Genomic DNA, 14,629 nt, shown 5'->3' with positions numbered 1-14,629 from the left:
CTGGCTGGGTCGGCTCTCAGGGCAGCGGCTGCGGCGGACGGGGCCCGCAGTACTGGCCGGACGGGCGCAGCCGCATGGGGCGCTCGGCGTACTCCTCCAGCGCGTGCGCGATCCAGCCCGCCGTCCGGGCCACGGCGAACACCGTCTCCCCGGCCTCGGGCGGCATGCCCGCGGAGACGGACAGGACGGCGAGCGCGAGGTCCACGTTGGCGTGCAGGGACGCGTGCCGCGCGGTGGTCGCCTCCACCTCCCGGGCGGCGGCCAGGGCCTCGGCCGCGGCGGGTACGGACTCCAGCCGGGTGAACAGCGCCTCGGCCCGCGGGTCCGGTCCCGGGTAGAGCCGGTGGCCGAGGCCCGGCACCCGCCGGCCGCCGCGCAGGTGGTCGGCCACCACCGCGGCCGCGCTGCCCCGCTCCAGCACCTCGCCGAGCATCCGGTGCGCCAGCCCGCTGGCCGCGCCGTGCAGCGGGCCGTCGAGGGCGCCCAGCCCGGCCGAGACCACGGCGTACGGGTGGGCCTGCGCCGATGCCGCGACCCGCACCGCGAGGGTCGACGTGGCGAGGTCGTGGTCGATGAGCAGCACAAGTGCCGCCTCGAGGGCGGCCAGTGACGTCTCGCCGGGTGCGTGTGCGCTCAGCCGTGACCACAGGCGCCGGGCGAGGCGTTCGTCGCCGCGGTGCGGCTTCGCGGCGGCCGGCAGCGCGTCGACCAGCGTCGGGATCAGGCCGCGCGCGGTGCCCAGTACGGCCTCGGGCGACAGGTCGAAGCGCAGCGGGTCGGCCGCCGCCGCGGCGATCGCGGCGACCCGCAGCCGGTCGACGGTCCCGCTGTGCGCGGGCAGCGCCGCCACGGCGTCGCGGGCCGCGGCGAGGGTCTCGGCGGGGGAGGTGAACCGGATGCCGTGGTGCAGCTCCCCGGTCCACAGCCAGTCGGCGACCTCCTCGTAGCCGTACCGCTCGGCGAGCGCGGTCGCGTCCACGCCGCGGTAGTAGTGCCGGTCCTTGGCGATGAGGGTGATGCCCGTACGGATCGCGCTCTCGCTGCCGAAGGAGGGCTCGCGCCGGGTGCCGCCGCGGCGCACCAGCGCCTCGACCTCGCGCGGGTCGAACGTACTGCCCCTGCCGCCCGGGCCGCGGCTGCTGGTGAGCTGGCCCCGGCTCACATAGGCGTACACCGTCTCGGGCTTCACCCCGAGCCGCTCGGCGACCTCGCGCGTGGTCAGCCGCTGCCTGCCGCGGGGCTCCGGGCCCGTCCCCTGATCAACCATGCGCCCACGGTATCCGTGTCTTCATATTGATTCAATCAACATTGACAGAGATTGAGTCAACCATGGACAGTCGGCATCAAGTTCGAGGAAGCAAGTTCGAGGTAGCAAGGAGGCATGGGATGACCCTCACCGAGGTGCCCCGCGGGCTCGCGGGCGTCGTCGTCACCGACACCGCCCTGGGCGATGTCCGGGGCCGCGAGGGCTTCTATCACTACCGCCAGTACTCCGCCGTCGAGCTCGCGCAGAGCCGCGGCTTCGAGGACGTCTGGCACCTGATGTTCCACGGCCGGCTGCCGGACGCGGCGGAGTCCGCGGCCTTCGCGGCCCGGACCGCCGCGCTGCGCCGGCTCCCCGCGGAGGTACGCGATGCCCTGCCCGGCATCGCCCGCTCCTGCGCGGACGCCGGGCCGCTCGCCGGGCTGCGTGCCGCGCTCTCGCTGCTCGGCGGCGCCCGCGGGATGCGTCCGCTGTACGACATCGGCCCCGCCGAGCGCTCCGCCGACGCGCTGGCCGCCTGCGCCGCCGTGCCCGTCGTGCTCACCGCGCTGCACCGGCTGGGGCGCGGGCTGGAGCCCGTCGAGCCGCGCGAGGACCTGTCGTACGCCGCCGACTACCTGTACATGCTCACGGGGGAGGTGCCGGACGCGCGGCGTGCGCGGGCCGTGGAGCAGTACCTGATCTCGACCATTGATCACGGTTTCAACGCCTCGACCTTCACCGCGCGCGTCATCGCCTCCACCGGTGCCGATCTCGCCGCCTGTCTGTGCGGGGCGATCGGTGCCCTGTCCGGGCCGCTGCACGGGGGTGCGCCGAGCCGGGCCCTGGACACGCTGGACGCCATCGGCACCCCCGACCGCATCGGCCCCTGGATCCGGGAACGGGTGCTCGGCGGGGAGCGGATCATGGGCTTCGGCCACCCCGTCTACCGCACCGAGGACCCGCGCTCGCGGATGCTGCGCGGCATCGCGCAGGAATTCGGCGGCCCGCTCGTGGAGTTCGCCGTCGAGGTCGAGCGGCAGGTGGAGGGGATCCTGGCGGAGCTCAAGCCGGGGCGTGAGCTGCACACCAATGTGGAGTTCTACGCCGGGGTCGTCATGGAGCTGTGCGGGCTGCCCCGGGAGATGTTCACGCCCACGTTCTGTGCGGCTCGGGCGGTGGGGTGGAGCGCCAATATCCTGGAGCAGGCGGAGGACTCGAAGATCATCCGCCCGGCGGCCCGTTACGTCGGTCCGCCCCCGCCGCAGCCGGTGCCCGCCGCCGTGCTCGGCTGACGACGCCCGTGTGACAAGGAGGCGCCCCCGTGGCCAAGCGACAGATCCCGGTCATCGTGCTCGCAGGATTCCTGGGATCGGGCAAGACCACATTGCTCAACCATCTGCTGGCGAGAAGCGGGGGCAGCCGTATCGGCGTGGTCGTCAACGACTTCGGCAGCATCGAGATCGACGCGATGAGTGTGGCGGGCCAGGTCGACTCCATGGTGTCGCTCGGCAACGGCTGTCTGTGCTGTGCGGTGGACACCAGTGAACTGGACGGGTTCCTGGAGCGGCTGGCCCGGCCGGCGGCCCGGATCGATGTGATCGTGGTGGAGGCCAGTGGGCTGGCCGAGCCGCAGGAGCTGGTCCGGATGATCCTCGCCAGCGAGAACGCGGACATTGTGTACGGCGGGCTGGTCGAGGTCGTCGACGCGGCGGAGTTCGCCGGTACGCGCGCCACGCATCCCGAGCTCGACCGGCATCTCGGCATCGCCGATCTTGTGGTGCTCAACAAGGCCGACCGGATCGGGGACGGGGCGCGGGAGGAGTTGCTGTCGACGCTCGGCGGGCTCGCGCCGGGTACGCCGGTGGTGCCCGCTTCGTACGGGCGGATCGATCCTGAGCTTCTGTTTGACTGCAAGCCGCGTGAGGATCATCTGGAGGCGGTGCGGCAGTTGTCCTTCGAGGACCTGTGCGCCGAGGAGCGCGATCACGAGCATGAGCACGGCGGGCATCTGCATGCGGCTTACGAGAGCGTGGAGTTCGTGTCCGACGAGCCGTTGCATCCGCGGCGGCTGATGGACTTTCTCGACCGGCGGCCGGAGGGGCTGTACCGGATCAAGGGCTTTGTGCACTTCGGGATATCCGGGTACAAGCAGAAGTTCGCGGTCCACGCGGTGGGGGATTTTCTCCGGTTCTATCCGTCGGCGTGGGCGCGTTCGGAGCGGCGGGTGACGCAACTGGTGCTGATCGGGCGGGGGGTTGATGCTTCGGCGTTGCGGGAGGGGCTTGAGAGGTGCCGGGTTGTGGGGGAGCCGGAGGGGGATGGGAGCAGCATGTGGGGGGTGCTGCGGTACGCGCAGGGGTGAGGTGTGCCCCGCTTGTCGCGGCTCCGCCGCTCGTCCTCAATCGCCGGACGGGCTGAATTTCAGCCCGTCCGGCGATTGAGGACAACCGCGCGAAGCGCGGTTTCGGGGGCCCGGGGGGGGGGGCCCCAAGGGGGAAGGGGAAAGGGGGGGGGGGGGGGGGGGGGGGGGGGGGGGGGGTTCCCCCCCCCCCCCCCGGCACTGGCCGTTTACACCGGCCCCGCCACCACGCTCACCTGCTTGGTCAGCGGGATTCCCGAGCCGTCTCGGCGGGGGTCGGGGGTCGGGAGGTCGGCGGGGGTGCCGTTCGATGTCGCGGCCCGGGCGGGGGTGGGGCCTGCCCAGGCGAGGGTCAGGCAGTCCTCGCCCTTGAGGAAGCGCTGGCAGCGCACGCCACCCGTGGCCCGGCCCTTGCGCGGGTACTGGTCGAACGGCGTCAGCTTCGCCGTGCCCGCGACCGCGGTGCCCGGCAGGCCGCCCGCGGCGCCCGCGACCGTGAACACCACCGCGTCGGCCGCCGGGTCCACGGCGGTGAAGGAGATCACCTTCGCGTCGCCGGACAGCTTGATGCCCGCCATGCCGCCCGCCGCCCGGCCCTGGGGCCGTACCTGCGAGGCCTGGTAGCGCAGGAGTTGTGCGTCGTCCGTGATGAAGACCAGGTCCTCCTCGCCCGTCCGCAGCTCGACCGCGCCGACGACGCTGTCGCCGTCCTTGAGGGCGATGACCTCCAACTCGTCCTTGTTGGCCGGATAGTCGGGGACCACGCGTTTGACGACGCCCTGCTCCGTGCCGATCGCCAGGCCCGGCGAGCTCTCGTCGAGCGTGGTGAGGCACACCAGCCGCTCGCCCTCCTCCAGCGACAGGAACTCGGAGACCGGCATGCCCCCCGCCAGGCTGGGCGCCGACGCCGTCTCCGGCAGCTGCGGCAGGTCGATCACCGGCAGCCGCAGCAGCCGACCGGTCGACGTCACCGCGCCCACCGTGCCGCGTGCGGTCGCCGGGACCGCGGAGACGATCACGTCGTGCTTGACGCGCTTGCCGTCGGCGGCGCCGGCGAAGGGCTCGACCCCGGACGTACGGGCGAGCAGCCCGGTCGAGGAGAGCAGCACCCGGCACGGGTCGTCGGCGACCTGGAGTGGCACCGCCGCCACCGTGGCACCGGCCGACTCGAGCAGCACCGTGCGCCGCTCGGTGGCGAACTTCTTGGACACCGCGGCCAGTTCGGTGGAGACCAGCTTGCGCAGCTCCGCGTCGGACTCCAGGATCCGCGTCAGCTCCTCGATCTCCGCGGTGAGCCGGTCCCGCTCCGACTCCAGCTCGATGCGGTCGAACTTCGTCAGGCGGCGCAGCGGGGTGTCGAGGATGTACTGCGTCTGCACCTCGGAGAGGGAGAAGCGCTCGACGAGTGACGCCTTGGCGGCCGCGGCGTTTTCGCTCGATCGAATGATTCTGATGACCTCGTCGATGTCGACGAGCGCCACCAGCAGACCCTCGACGAGGTGCAGCCGGTCGCGCCGCTTGCCGCGCCGGAACTCGCTGCGCCTGCGCACCACCTCGAAGCGGTGGTCGACATAGACCTCCAGCAGCTCCTTGAGGCCGAGGGTCAGCGGCTGCCCGTCCACCAGGGCCACGTTGTTGATGCCGAAGGACTCCTCCATCGGCGTCAGCTTGTAGAGCTGCTCCAGCACGGCCTCGGGGTTGAAGCCGTTCTTGACCTCGATGACCAGACGCAGGCCGTTGGTGCGGTCGGTGAGGTCCTTCACATCGGCGATGCCCTGGAGTTTCTTGGCGCCGACCAGGTCCTTGATCTTGGAGATCACCTTCTCCGGGCCGACCGTGAAGGGGAGTTCCGTGACGACGATGCCCTTGCGGCGGGCGGTCACGTTCTCGACGGAGACGGTGGCGCGGATCCGGAAGGTGCCGCGGCCCGACTCGTACGCGTCGCGGATGCCGTTCAGGCCCACGATCCGGCCGCCCGTGGGCAGGTCCGGGCCGGGGACGAACCTCATCAGGGTGTCGAGGTCGGCGTCCGGGTGCTTGATCAGGTGCCGGGCGGCGGCGACGACCTCGCCGAGGTTGTGCGGCGGCATGTTCGTCGCCATGCCGACGGCGATGCCGGACGAGCCGTTGACGAGGAGGTTGGGGTAGGCCGCGGGGAGGGCCACCGGTTCCCGCTCGCTGCCGTCGTAGTTGGGGGAGAAGTCGACCGTGTCCTCGTCGATCGAGTCGGTCATCAGCGACGTCGCCGACGCCATCTTGGCCTCGGTGTACCGCATGGCGGCCGGCGGGTCGTCGTTGCCCAGCGAACCGAAGTTGCCGTGCCCGTCGACCAGGGGCACCCGCAGTGAGAAGGGCTGCGCCATGCGCACCAGGGCGTCGTAGATGGAGGCGTCGCCGTGCGGGTGCAGCTTGCCCATGACCTCGCCGACGACCCGGGCACACTTCACATAGCCCCGGTCGGGGCGCAGCCCCATCTCGTTCATCTGGTAGAGAATGCGGCGCTGCACGGGCTTGAGGCCGTCACGTGCGTCGGGCAGCGCCCGTGAGTAGATGACCGAGTAGGCGTATTCGAGGAAGGAGCCCTGCATCTCGTCGACGACGTCGATGTCGAGGATGCGCTCCTCGAACTCTTCCGGCGGCGGGGTCTTCGTGCTGCGGCGGGCCATCGCGGCTGTGGCTCCTTCGATCGATCGATTGCCGGGGCAGGGACTGACGCCGACCATTGTGGACCGCGCCACCGACAACCCCGACCGCGACCCGTCCGCAAGCGTGCGCCGTGCGGGGAACTTCGCGGGAGGGCGGTGCGCTTGCATACAGTGACAGCAGTTTTCATTAAGCGGGAACCCACAGAGATCGAAGGGACGTACATGCCCATGGGTCACACGGCCACGCAACAGGCCGGCAGCGGCGGCCTGAAAGCGACTGAGTACCGCCTGGCCAATGGCCTGCGGGTCGTGCTCTCGGAGGACCACCTGACCCCGGTCGCGGCGGTCTGCCTCTGGTACGACGTCGGTTCGCGTCACGAGGTCAAGGGCCGCACCGGCCTCGCCCACCTCTTCGAGCACCTCATGTTCCAGGGGTCGGCGCAGGTCAAGGGCAATGGCCACTTCGAACTGGTGCAGGGCGCAGGCGGCTCGCTCAACGGCACCACGAGCTTCGAGCGCACCAACTACTTCGAGACCATGCCGGCCCACCAGGTGGAGCTGGCGCTGTGGCTCGAGGCGGACCGGATGGGCTCGTTGCTCACCGCGCTGGACGACGAGTCCATGGAGAACCAGCGCGACGTGGTGAAGAACGAGCGCCGCCAGCGCTACGACAACGTCCCCTACGGCACGGCGTTCGAGAAGCTGACGGCGATGGCCTACCCCGACGGCCACCCCTACCACCACACGCCGATCGGCTCGATGGCCGACCTGGACGCCACGTCCCTCGAGGACGCCCGGGAGTTCTTCCGGACGTACTACGCACCGGGCAACGCCGTCATCTCGGTCGTCGGCGACATCGACACCGAGCAGACGCTCGCCTGGATCGAGAAGTACTTCGGCTCCATCCCGGCCCACGACCGCAAGCAGCCGCCGCGCGACGGCGCCCTGCCGGACACCATCGGCCGGCAACTGCGCGAGGTCGTGCACGAGGAGGTCCCGTCGCGCGCGCTGATGTGCGCCTACCGGCTCCCGCACGACGGCGGGCGCGAGGCGGACGCCGCGGACCTCGCCCTGACCATCCTCGGCGGCGGCGAGTCCTCGCGCCTGCACAACCGCCTGGTCCGCCACGACCGTACGGCCGTCGCGGCCGGCTTCGGGCTGCTGCGCCTGGCCGGTGCGCCCTCGCTGGGCTGGCTGGACGTCAAGACCTCCGCCGGCGTCGAGGTGGGCTCCATCGAGAAGGCCGTCGACGAGGAGCTCGCCCGCTTCGCGCTCGAGGGGCCGACCCCGCAGGAGATGGAGCGCGCCCAGGCGCAGCTGGAGCGCGAGTGGCTGGACCGCCTCGCCACCGTCAGCGGCCGGGCCGACGAACTGTGCCGTTTCGCCGTGCTGTTCGGCGACCCGCAGCTGGCCCTCACCGCGGTCCAGCGCATCCTGGACATCACGCCCGAGGAGGTGCAGGCCGTCGCCAAGGCCCGTCTGCACCCGGACAACCGTGCCGTGCTGGTGTACGAGCCGGTGTCCGCCGAAGCCGACGAGCACGCACAGGAAGAGGAGACGGCGCAGTGAGCGACGCCGCAGCCGCAGGCACCACGAGCCCTTCGATGCAGTTCCACCCCCAGCCGCGGCCGGGCACGGCGACCCCCTGGGACTTCCCGGCCCCCGAGCGCTCCCAGCTGCCCAACGGCCTCACCGTGCTGCGCAGTCACCGCCCCGGCCAGCAGGTGGTCGCGGTCGAGGTCTCGCTCGACGCGCCCCTGGACGCCGAGCCCGCAGGGCTCGACGGCGTGGCCACGATCATGGCCCGGGCCTTCTCCGAGGGCACGGACAAGCTCAGCGCCGAGGACTTCACCGCCGAGCTGGAGCGCTGCGGTGCCACCCTCGACGCGCACGCCGACCACCCGGGCGTCCGGGTCTCCCTGGAGGTCCCGGCCTCCCGGCTGCCCAAGGCCCTCGGCCTGCTGGCCGACGCCCTGCGCGCCCCGGCCTTCCCGGACAACGAGATCGAGCGGCTCGTCCGCAACCGCCTGGACGAGATCCCGCACGAGCTGGCCAACCCCGCCCGCCGCGCGGCCATGGCGCTGTCCGCGGAGCTCTTCCCGTCCGACGCGCGGATGTCCCGCCCGCGCCAGGGCGGCGAGGAGACCGTCGGGCGCATCGACGCCGCCTCCGTGCGGGCGTTCTACGAGGCGCACGTACGGCCCGCCACCGCGACGGTGGTCGTCGTCGGCGACTTCACCGGTGTCGACCTCGACCAGGCCATCGCCGACTCGCTCGGCGCCTGGACGGGTTCCCCCGCCGAGCCGCGGCGGATGCGGCCCGTCACCGCGGACGACACCGGCCGCGTCCTGGTCGTCGACCGTCCCGGCGCGGTGCAGACCCAGTTGCTCATCGGCCGCATCGGCCCCGACCGGCACGAGCGCGTCTGGCCCGCCCAGGTGCTCGGCACGTACTGCCTCGGCGGCACTCTCACCTCCCGGCTGGACAAGGTGCTGCGCGAGGAGAAGGGCTACACGTACGGCGTCCGCGCCTTCGCTCAAGTACTGCGCTCCGCCGCGGACTCGACGGGTGCCGCGATGCTCGCCATCAGCGGTTCGGTGGACACCCCGAACACCGGCCCGGCCCTCGCGGACTTGTGGACGGTGCTGCGCACCGTCGCGGCCGAGGGGCTGACGGACGCCGAGCGCGACGTCGCCGTGCAGAACCTCGTCGGCGTCGCCCCGCTCAAGTACGAGACGGCGTCGGCCGTCGCGGGCACGCTCGCCGACCAGGTCGAGCAGCAGCTCCCGGACGACTTCCAGGCGGGGCTGTACGAACGCCTCGCGGAGACCGGCACGGTGGAGGCGACGGCGGCCGTCGTCAGCGCCTTCCCGGCGGACCGGCTGGTGACGGTGCTCGTCGGTGACGCGTCCGAGATCGCCGAGCCCGTCAAGGCGCTCGGCATCGGCGAGGTGACGGTGCTCTCCGCCTGACGGGAGCTCAAGCGCACGCCGTACAAGGGAGGCACGTGGGGCCGCAGGGGCCCACGTGCCTCCCTTATGTCCGATTCGGCGGAGTGGTTGCGCCTCACTTCTGTGGCGTGTGTCACTAAACCCGTAGTTCCATTTGCCGTTCGAAACTGACGCCGATTAGCTTCGTGGCGGCAGTCCGTCGGATGGGATTCGCACCCGCGGTCCCCGGGCAGCCATCGCCGAGTCCCCGTACGGCGCGAGCCAGGGGAGCCGGGGAACCACTTGTTCCCTGGGGTGAATCGGGCCCCTCTCGCGAGGGATCCGTAGGAGACCTTCCTGCTCCGAACCCGTCAGCTAACCCGGTAGGCGAGAGGGAAGGAAAGGACTAGCCGCACCCATGGCGTTCACCCGTCCTACCGGGAAACACCGTCGTCCGAGCCGTGCCGTGCGCGCAGGCGCCAACATAGCGGGCATAGCCACCCTCACCGCCACGGGCGTCGTCGCCGGTGTCGCCGCCCCGGCGTTCGCGGCCTCCGACAACACCCCGCACCCCCAGGACACGGGCCTCACCCAGGCCATCGTCATGTCCGACGACATGGCCGACAACGTCGGTGCCCAGGCCGACACCCAGCGCAGCGCCGTGGAGCAGGCCAACGCCCGCCACCAGGCCGAGGCGGACGCCAAGCGCGAGGCCGCCACGATCAAGAAGCACGCGGACGAGGCCAAGCGGAAGGCGGAGGCCGAGCGCGCCGCCAAGGAGAAGGCCGCCCGCGACGAGGAGCGCAAGCGCCTCAACATGTTCGTGCTGCCGATCGACGGCTCGTACGTCTCCACCGGCTACAAGGCGAGCAGCAACCTGTGGTCCTCCGGCAGCCACACCGGTGTCGACTTCCACGCCGAGTCGGGCACATCCGTGCACGCGGTGGGCGCGGGCACCGTCGTCGAGGCCGGCTGGGGCGGCGCGTACGGCAACAACATCGTCATCAAGATGAACGACGGCACCTACACCCAGTACGGCCACCTGTCGTCCATCGACGTCACCGTGGGCCAGACGGTGACGCCCGGTCAGCAGATCGGCCTCTCCGGCGCCACCGGCAATGTCACCGGTCCGCACCTGCACTTCGAGGCCCGTACGGCGCCGACGTACGGCTCCGACATCGACCCCGTCGCCTACCTGCGCGCGCACGGCGTCGACCTCTAGGCCCCGTACGGCACTTCGCACGGCCCCGGTCACATGTGACCGGGGCCGTGTCGTGTGCGGGCATGGCCGAAAAGCATCCCTGCGCACATCTGTGCCATCGGAAATCGCATGTGATTGCAATAGAGTCGACCGATCCTGACTCTGAGCCCGGAGGTCGTCCATGCGGGGCTGCACGTGAAGGGCGCCGACGGAGCGGCACAAGAAGGCCGGGGCGTTTCCGCACATGCCGTGTGCACGGCGATCCGTGACGACATCGTCTCCGGGACCTTCCCGCCCGGCAGCCGGCTCATCGAGGAGCTGCTGGCCCGCCGCTACGGCGTCTCCCGGGTGCCCGTGCGCGAGGCGCTGCGCACCCTCGCCTCCGAAGGCTTCGTCGTCACCCGCCGGAACGCCGGTGCCTGCGTCGCGGAACCCACCCGGCAGGAGGCGGCCGACCTGCTCGACGTCCGCGCCCTGCTGGAGCCGCTGGGCGCCGCCCGGGCCGCACAGCGGCGCACGGAGGCGCACCTGAAGGTGCTGCGGGGGCTGGTGCGGCTCGGCCGCGAGCGTGCCCGTGGCGGGCGGACCAGCGAGCTGTGCCCGCTCGGCGACTGGTTCGACGAGACCCTCGCCCAGGCCTGCGGCAGCCCCAGCCTCGCCACGCTCCTCACCCAGCTGCGGCGCAAGATCGCCTGGGTGTACGCGGCCGAGCCGCCCGCGCGTCCCGTGGAGACCTGGGAGGTGCACGGGGTGCTCGTCGACGCCATCGCCAGGAGGGACGCGGAGCGGGCGCGCGAACTCGCCGTGATGCGCGCCGGGCGGTTCCCCGGCGAGCTGAGGCTGCCCGCGCAGGCGGCGCCCGCCGGGGCCGGACGCGAAGGGGCAGGACGTGAACAGGGCCGGAAACGCCCCGTAAACACAGCGAGCGTTCGTTCTTAACAAACGGACGCTATTCCTTGAGGAGGACCGGCCGGGAATTGTGGCGGTTCCCGGCCGGGTGCCCTCAGCACAACAAGAACAACGGGGCCGCGGCGGCCCGTGAAAAGGCTGCCGCGGCCCCGCCGCGTATCAGGGCGACCGCTCAGACGGTCTCGGGGAGCTCCTCGAGACCCTCGGCGACCAGCTTCGCCAGACGGTCGAGCGCGGCCTCGACGTCGGAGCCGTCCGCCTCGCTCGCGAGCACGATCTCCTCGCCGCCCTGGGCGCCCAGGCCCAGCACGGCCAGCATGGACGCGGCGTTGACGGGGTTGCCGCCGGCCTTGGCGATCGTCATGGGGACACCGGCGGCCGTCGCCGCACGGACGAAGATCGACGCCGGGCGGGCGTGCAGGCCCTCGGCCCAGCCGACGTTTACGCGGCGCTCAACCATGGTGTTGCCCTTCAAGTCGTCATTGGTTGTCTAGACCAGTGTCTCACGGTGCGCACCGTGCTCGGGAGCCGCACTCCGTGCTGTCCGACCCCGGCCTTACGCTGACCCCATGCAGACGCCGTCGGATCACGCATACCCGGCCCACTGGGAAGCCGATGTCGTGCTGCGCGACGGCGGGACCGCGCACATCCGCCCCATCACCCCCGACGATGTGCGGCGCCTGGCCGACTTCTACGAGCATGTCTCGGACGAGTCCAAGTACTACCGCTTCTTCGCGCCCTACCCCCGGCTGTCCGACCGTGACCTGCACCGCTTCACCCACCACGACTACGTCGGGCGGGTGGGGCTCGCGGTCGTCGTCGGCGGCGAGTTCATCGCCACCGTGCGCTACGACCGCCTCCGCGCCGACGGGGCCGAGGCGGAGGTCGCCTTCCTGGTGCAGGACGCCCACCAGGGCCGCGGCGTGGCCTCGGTGCTGCTGGAGCACATCGCGGCCGTCGCCCGGGAGCGGGGCATCCGGCGCTTCGCCGCCGAGGTGCTGCCCGCCAACACCAAGATGATCAAGGTGTTCACGGACGCCGGTTACACCCAGAAGCGCAGCTTCGAGGACGGCGTCGTCCGCCTCGAGCTCGACCTCGAGCCGACCGACCGTTCGCTCGCGGTCCAGCGGGCGCGCGAGCAGCGTGCCGAGGCCCGCTCCGTCCAGCGCCTGATTGCCCCGGGCTCCGTCGCCGTCGTCGGCACCGGCCGCGGACCCGGCGGCATGGGCCGCACGGTGCTGCGCAACCTGCTCGAGGGCGGCTTCACCGGGCGGGTGCACGCGGTCAACCGGGCCTTCCCCGAAGGCACTTCGGTGCTCGAGCCGGAGGGCGTCCCCGCCCACCGCTCCGTGCGCGAGATCGAGGGGCCCGTCGATCTCGCCGTCGTGGCCGTGCCCGCCGGGCAGGTGCCGTCGGTCGTCGCCGACTGCGGCGAACACGGGGTCCAGGGCCTCGTCGTGCTCACCGCCGGATACGCGGAGAGCGGGCCCGAGGGCCGCGACCGCCAGCGTGAACTGGTGCGCCAGGCCCGGTCGTACGGCATGCGCGTCATCGGCCCCAACTCCTTCGGCCTGGTCAACACCGCCGCCGGGGTCCGCCTCAACGCCTCGCTCGCGCCGGAACTTCCCGCCGCCGGGCGGCTGGGGCTCTTCAGCCAGTCCGGCGCGGTCGGCATCGCCCTGCTCTCCGGGCTGCACCGCCGGGCCGCCGGGCTCGCCGGGGTCTCGACCTTCGTGTCGACCGGCAACCGCGCCGACGTCTCCGGCAACGACTTCCTCCAGCACTGGCACGACGACCCCGACACCGACGTCGTCCTCATGTACCTGGAATCCATCGGCAACCCGCGCAAGTTCACCCGCCTCGCCAAGCGCACCGCCGCCCGCAAGCCGGTCGTCGTCGTCAAGGGCGCCCGGCACGGTGCCGCGGCCCCCGCCGGGCACGCCGTGCCCACGACCCGGATCCCCGACGCCACCGTCTCCGACCTGCTGCGGCAGGCCGGCGTCATCCGCGTCGACACCGTCACCGAACTGACCGACACCGGGCTGCTCCTGGCCTCCCAGCCGCTGCCCGCGGGCGCGCGCGTCGCCATCCTCGGCAACTCCGAGTCCCTCGACCTCCTCACCTACGACTCCTGCCTCACCGAGGGCCTGCGCCCGCTGCCCCCGCACGACCTGACCACCGCCGCCGAGCCGGCCGGCTTCCGGGCGGCCCTCGCCGAGGCCCTGGCGGACGAGGGGTGCGACGCCGTCGTCGTCACCGCCATCCCCTGGGTCGACGGCCGGTCCACCGCCCCCGGCGACCTCGCGGCGGCCCTGCGCGACGCGGTGGCCGGGGCCCCGGCCACCAAGCCCGTGTGCGTCGTCCACCTGGAGATCCCGGGCCTCGCCGAGGCGCTCGCCGCACCCGGCGGCACCGCCTCCGGGATCCCCGCCTACCCCGCCGCCGAGCGGGCCGTCCGCGCGCTCGCCGAGGCCGTGCGGTACGCGGCGTGGCGCCGCCGCACCGAGGAGCGGCCCGGCCGCGTCCCCGAGTACGACGACATCGACGAGGCCGGCGCCGCGGCCGACATCCGCGTCCTGCTCGAGGCCCACGGCATGGCCGGGCACGACAGCGCGGCGTCCCACCGGCCGCCCTCCGTCACCCTGTCCGCCGCCGACACCCAGCGCCTCCTCGCCCGCTACGGCATCGCCGTGCTGCCCGCCCTGCCCGCGCCCGCCCCCGGCGCGGCCCTCGACGCGGCGCACCGGCTCGGCTTCCCCGTGGCCCTCAAGCCCACCGCCCCGCACCTGCGCCACCGGGCCGACCTGGGCGGCGTCCGCCTCGACCTCGGTGGCGAGGCCGAACTGCTGCGGGCGTACGCCGAGTTGACCGAGCTGCTCGGCAAGCCGTCGGAGACCCGCCTGGTCGTGCAGTCGATGGCCCCGCGCGGTGTCGACACGGTCGTCCGGGCCGCCATCGACCCGGCCGCCGGGGCCGTGCTCTCGTTCGGCCTGGCGGGGGCGCCCTCCCTGCTGCTCGGCGACACCGCGCACTGCCTCGTCCCGGCCACCGACCGGGACGCCTCCGAGATCGTCCGGGCGATCCGCACGGCACCGCTGCTGTTCGGCTGGCGCGGCTCCGCCCCGGTGGACACCCCGGCCCTCGAGGAGCTGCTGCTGCGGCTGTCCCGCCTCGTGGACGACCACCCCGAGGTGGTGGGCGCCGATCTGGAGCCGGTGATCGTCGCGCAGCGCGGCGTTCACGTCCTCGGCGCCTCCATACGCCTCGCCCCGCCCCCGCCGCGCAGCGACCTCGGCCCCCGCAGCCTGCCGTCCTACTGACCCCGGATACCGCGGCGGC

10 protein-coding genes and 1 riboswitch are annotated in these 14,629 nt (G+C 72.5%); of the genes, 7 read left to right on the top strand and 3 right to left on the bottom strand.

Annotated elements, in window-relative coordinates; all coding sequences use genetic code 11:
• Positions 1-16 precede the first annotated feature (16 nt).
• A complete protein-coding gene (locus ACV530_RS21325) occupies positions 17-1,267 on the bottom strand; it encodes a citrate/2-methylcitrate synthase (RefSeq protein ID WP_494334167.1) in 1,251 nt (416 codons plus the stop codon).
• A 119-nt stretch (positions 1,268-1,386) separates the two neighbouring features.
• Here ACV530_RS21325 and ACV530_RS21320 point away from each other — a divergent pair, with 119 nt between their 5' ends.
• Both ACV530_RS21320 and ACV530_RS21315 read left to right on the top strand, forming a co-directional pair.
• Positions 1,387-2,538 carry a citrate synthase/methylcitrate synthase gene (locus tag ACV530_RS21320; protein ID WP_494334166.1) on the top strand — a complete coding sequence of 384 codons (1,152 nt, stop codon included), beginning with the start codon at positions 1,387-1,389 and terminating at the stop codon, positions 2,536-2,538.
• Between the two features lie 29 nt (positions 2,539-2,567).
• Complete coding sequence (locus tag ACV530_RS21315; protein WP_494334165.1) at positions 2,568-3,608, top strand: CobW family GTP-binding protein; 1,041 nt, start codon at positions 2,568-2,570, stop codon at positions 3,606-3,608.
• Between the two features lie 206 nt (positions 3,609-3,814).
• On the opposite strand, the gene ACV530_RS21310 is transcribed toward ACV530_RS21315, so the two are convergent.
• The gene (locus tag ACV530_RS21310; RefSeq protein WP_494334164.1) at positions 3,815-6,271 is read right to left on the bottom strand and encodes a DNA gyrase/topoisomerase IV subunit A; all 2,457 of its coding nucleotides are present in this window, start codon (positions 6,269-6,271) and stop codon (positions 3,815-3,817) included.
• A 207-nt stretch (positions 6,272-6,478) separates the two neighbouring features.
• On the opposite strand from ACV530_RS21310, the gene ACV530_RS21305 reads away from it, so the two are divergent.
• The 4 genes from ACV530_RS21305 (at position 6,479) to ACV530_RS21290 (ending at position 11,320) form a co-directional block, all read left to right on the top strand.
• Positions 6,479-7,819: a M16 family metallopeptidase gene (locus ACV530_RS21305; RefSeq protein WP_494334213.1), complete on the top strand. Its 1,341-nt coding sequence runs from the start codon at positions 6,479-6,481 to the stop codon at positions 7,817-7,819.
• Positions 7,820-7,854: 35 nt separating this feature from the next.
• Positions 7,855-9,222: a M16 family metallopeptidase gene (locus ACV530_RS21300; RefSeq protein WP_494334212.1), complete on the top strand. Its 1,368-nt coding sequence runs from the start codon at positions 7,855-7,857 to the stop codon at positions 9,220-9,222.
• Between the two features lie 206 nt (positions 9,223-9,428).
• Positions 9,429-9,585: riboswitch (cyclic di-AMP (ydaO/yuaA leader) on the top strand.
• Positions 9,586-9,598: 13 nt separating this feature from the next.
• A complete protein-coding gene (locus ACV530_RS21295) occupies positions 9,599-10,402 on the top strand; it encodes a M23 family metallopeptidase (RefSeq protein WP_494334163.1) in 804 nt (267 codons plus the stop codon).
• 228 nt (positions 10,403-10,630) lie between these two features.
• Positions 10,631-11,320, top strand: coding sequence for a GntR family transcriptional regulator (locus tag ACV530_RS21290; protein ID WP_494334162.1), 690 nt, complete (start codon positions 10,631-10,633; stop codon positions 11,318-11,320).
• A 142-nt stretch (positions 11,321-11,462) separates the two neighbouring features.
• On the opposite strand, the gene ACV530_RS21285 is transcribed toward ACV530_RS21290, so the two are convergent.
• Positions 11,463-11,750, bottom strand: a complete 288-nt coding sequence (locus ACV530_RS21285; protein WP_494334161.1) for an HPr family phosphocarrier protein — start codon at positions 11,748-11,750, stop codon at positions 11,463-11,465.
• A gap of 109 nt (positions 11,751-11,859) precedes the next feature.
• Between ACV530_RS21285 and ACV530_RS21280 the strand changes: the two genes are divergently transcribed.
• The gene (locus ACV530_RS21280; protein WP_494334160.1) at positions 11,860-14,610 is read left to right on the top strand and encodes a bifunctional acetate--CoA ligase family protein/GNAT family N-acetyltransferase; all 2,751 of its coding nucleotides are present in this window, start codon (positions 11,860-11,862) and stop codon (positions 14,608-14,610) included.
• Positions 14,611-14,629: the final 19 nt, after the last annotated feature.

Source organism: Streptomyces sp. SX-6, from assembly GCF_059089585.1.
Note: the sequence above shows the minus strand (reverse complement) of the source record. Positions and strands in the feature narration are given on the sequence as shown.

Coding starts and splice junctions, on each gene's coding strand:
- ACV530_RS21305 (WP_494334213.1), top strand. CDS start 6,479: ATGGGTCACACGGCCACGCAACAGGCCGGCAGCGGCGGCCTGAAAGCG.
- ACV530_RS21310 (WP_494334164.1), bottom strand. CDS start 6,271: ATGGCCCGCCGCAGCACGAAGACCCCGCCGCCGGAAGAGTTCGAGGAG.
- ACV530_RS21285 (WP_494334161.1), bottom strand. CDS start 11,750: ATGGTTGAGCGCCGCGTAAACGTCGGCTGGGCCGAGGGCCTGCACGCC.
- ACV530_RS21320 (WP_494334166.1), top strand. CDS start 1,387: ATGACCCTCACCGAGGTGCCCCGCGGGCTCGCGGGCGTCGTCGTCACC.
- ACV530_RS21325 (WP_494334167.1), bottom strand. CDS start 1,267: ATGGTTGATCAGGGGACGGGCCCGGAGCCCCGCGGCAGGCAGCGGCTG.
- ACV530_RS21300 (WP_494334212.1), top strand. CDS start 7,855: ATGCAGTTCCACCCCCAGCCGCGGCCGGGCACGGCGACCCCCTGGGAC.
- ACV530_RS21295 (WP_494334163.1), top strand. CDS start 9,599: ATGGCGTTCACCCGTCCTACCGGGAAACACCGTCGTCCGAGCCGTGCC.
- ACV530_RS21280 (WP_494334160.1), top strand. CDS start 11,860: ATGCAGACGCCGTCGGATCACGCATACCCGGCCCACTGGGAAGCCGAT.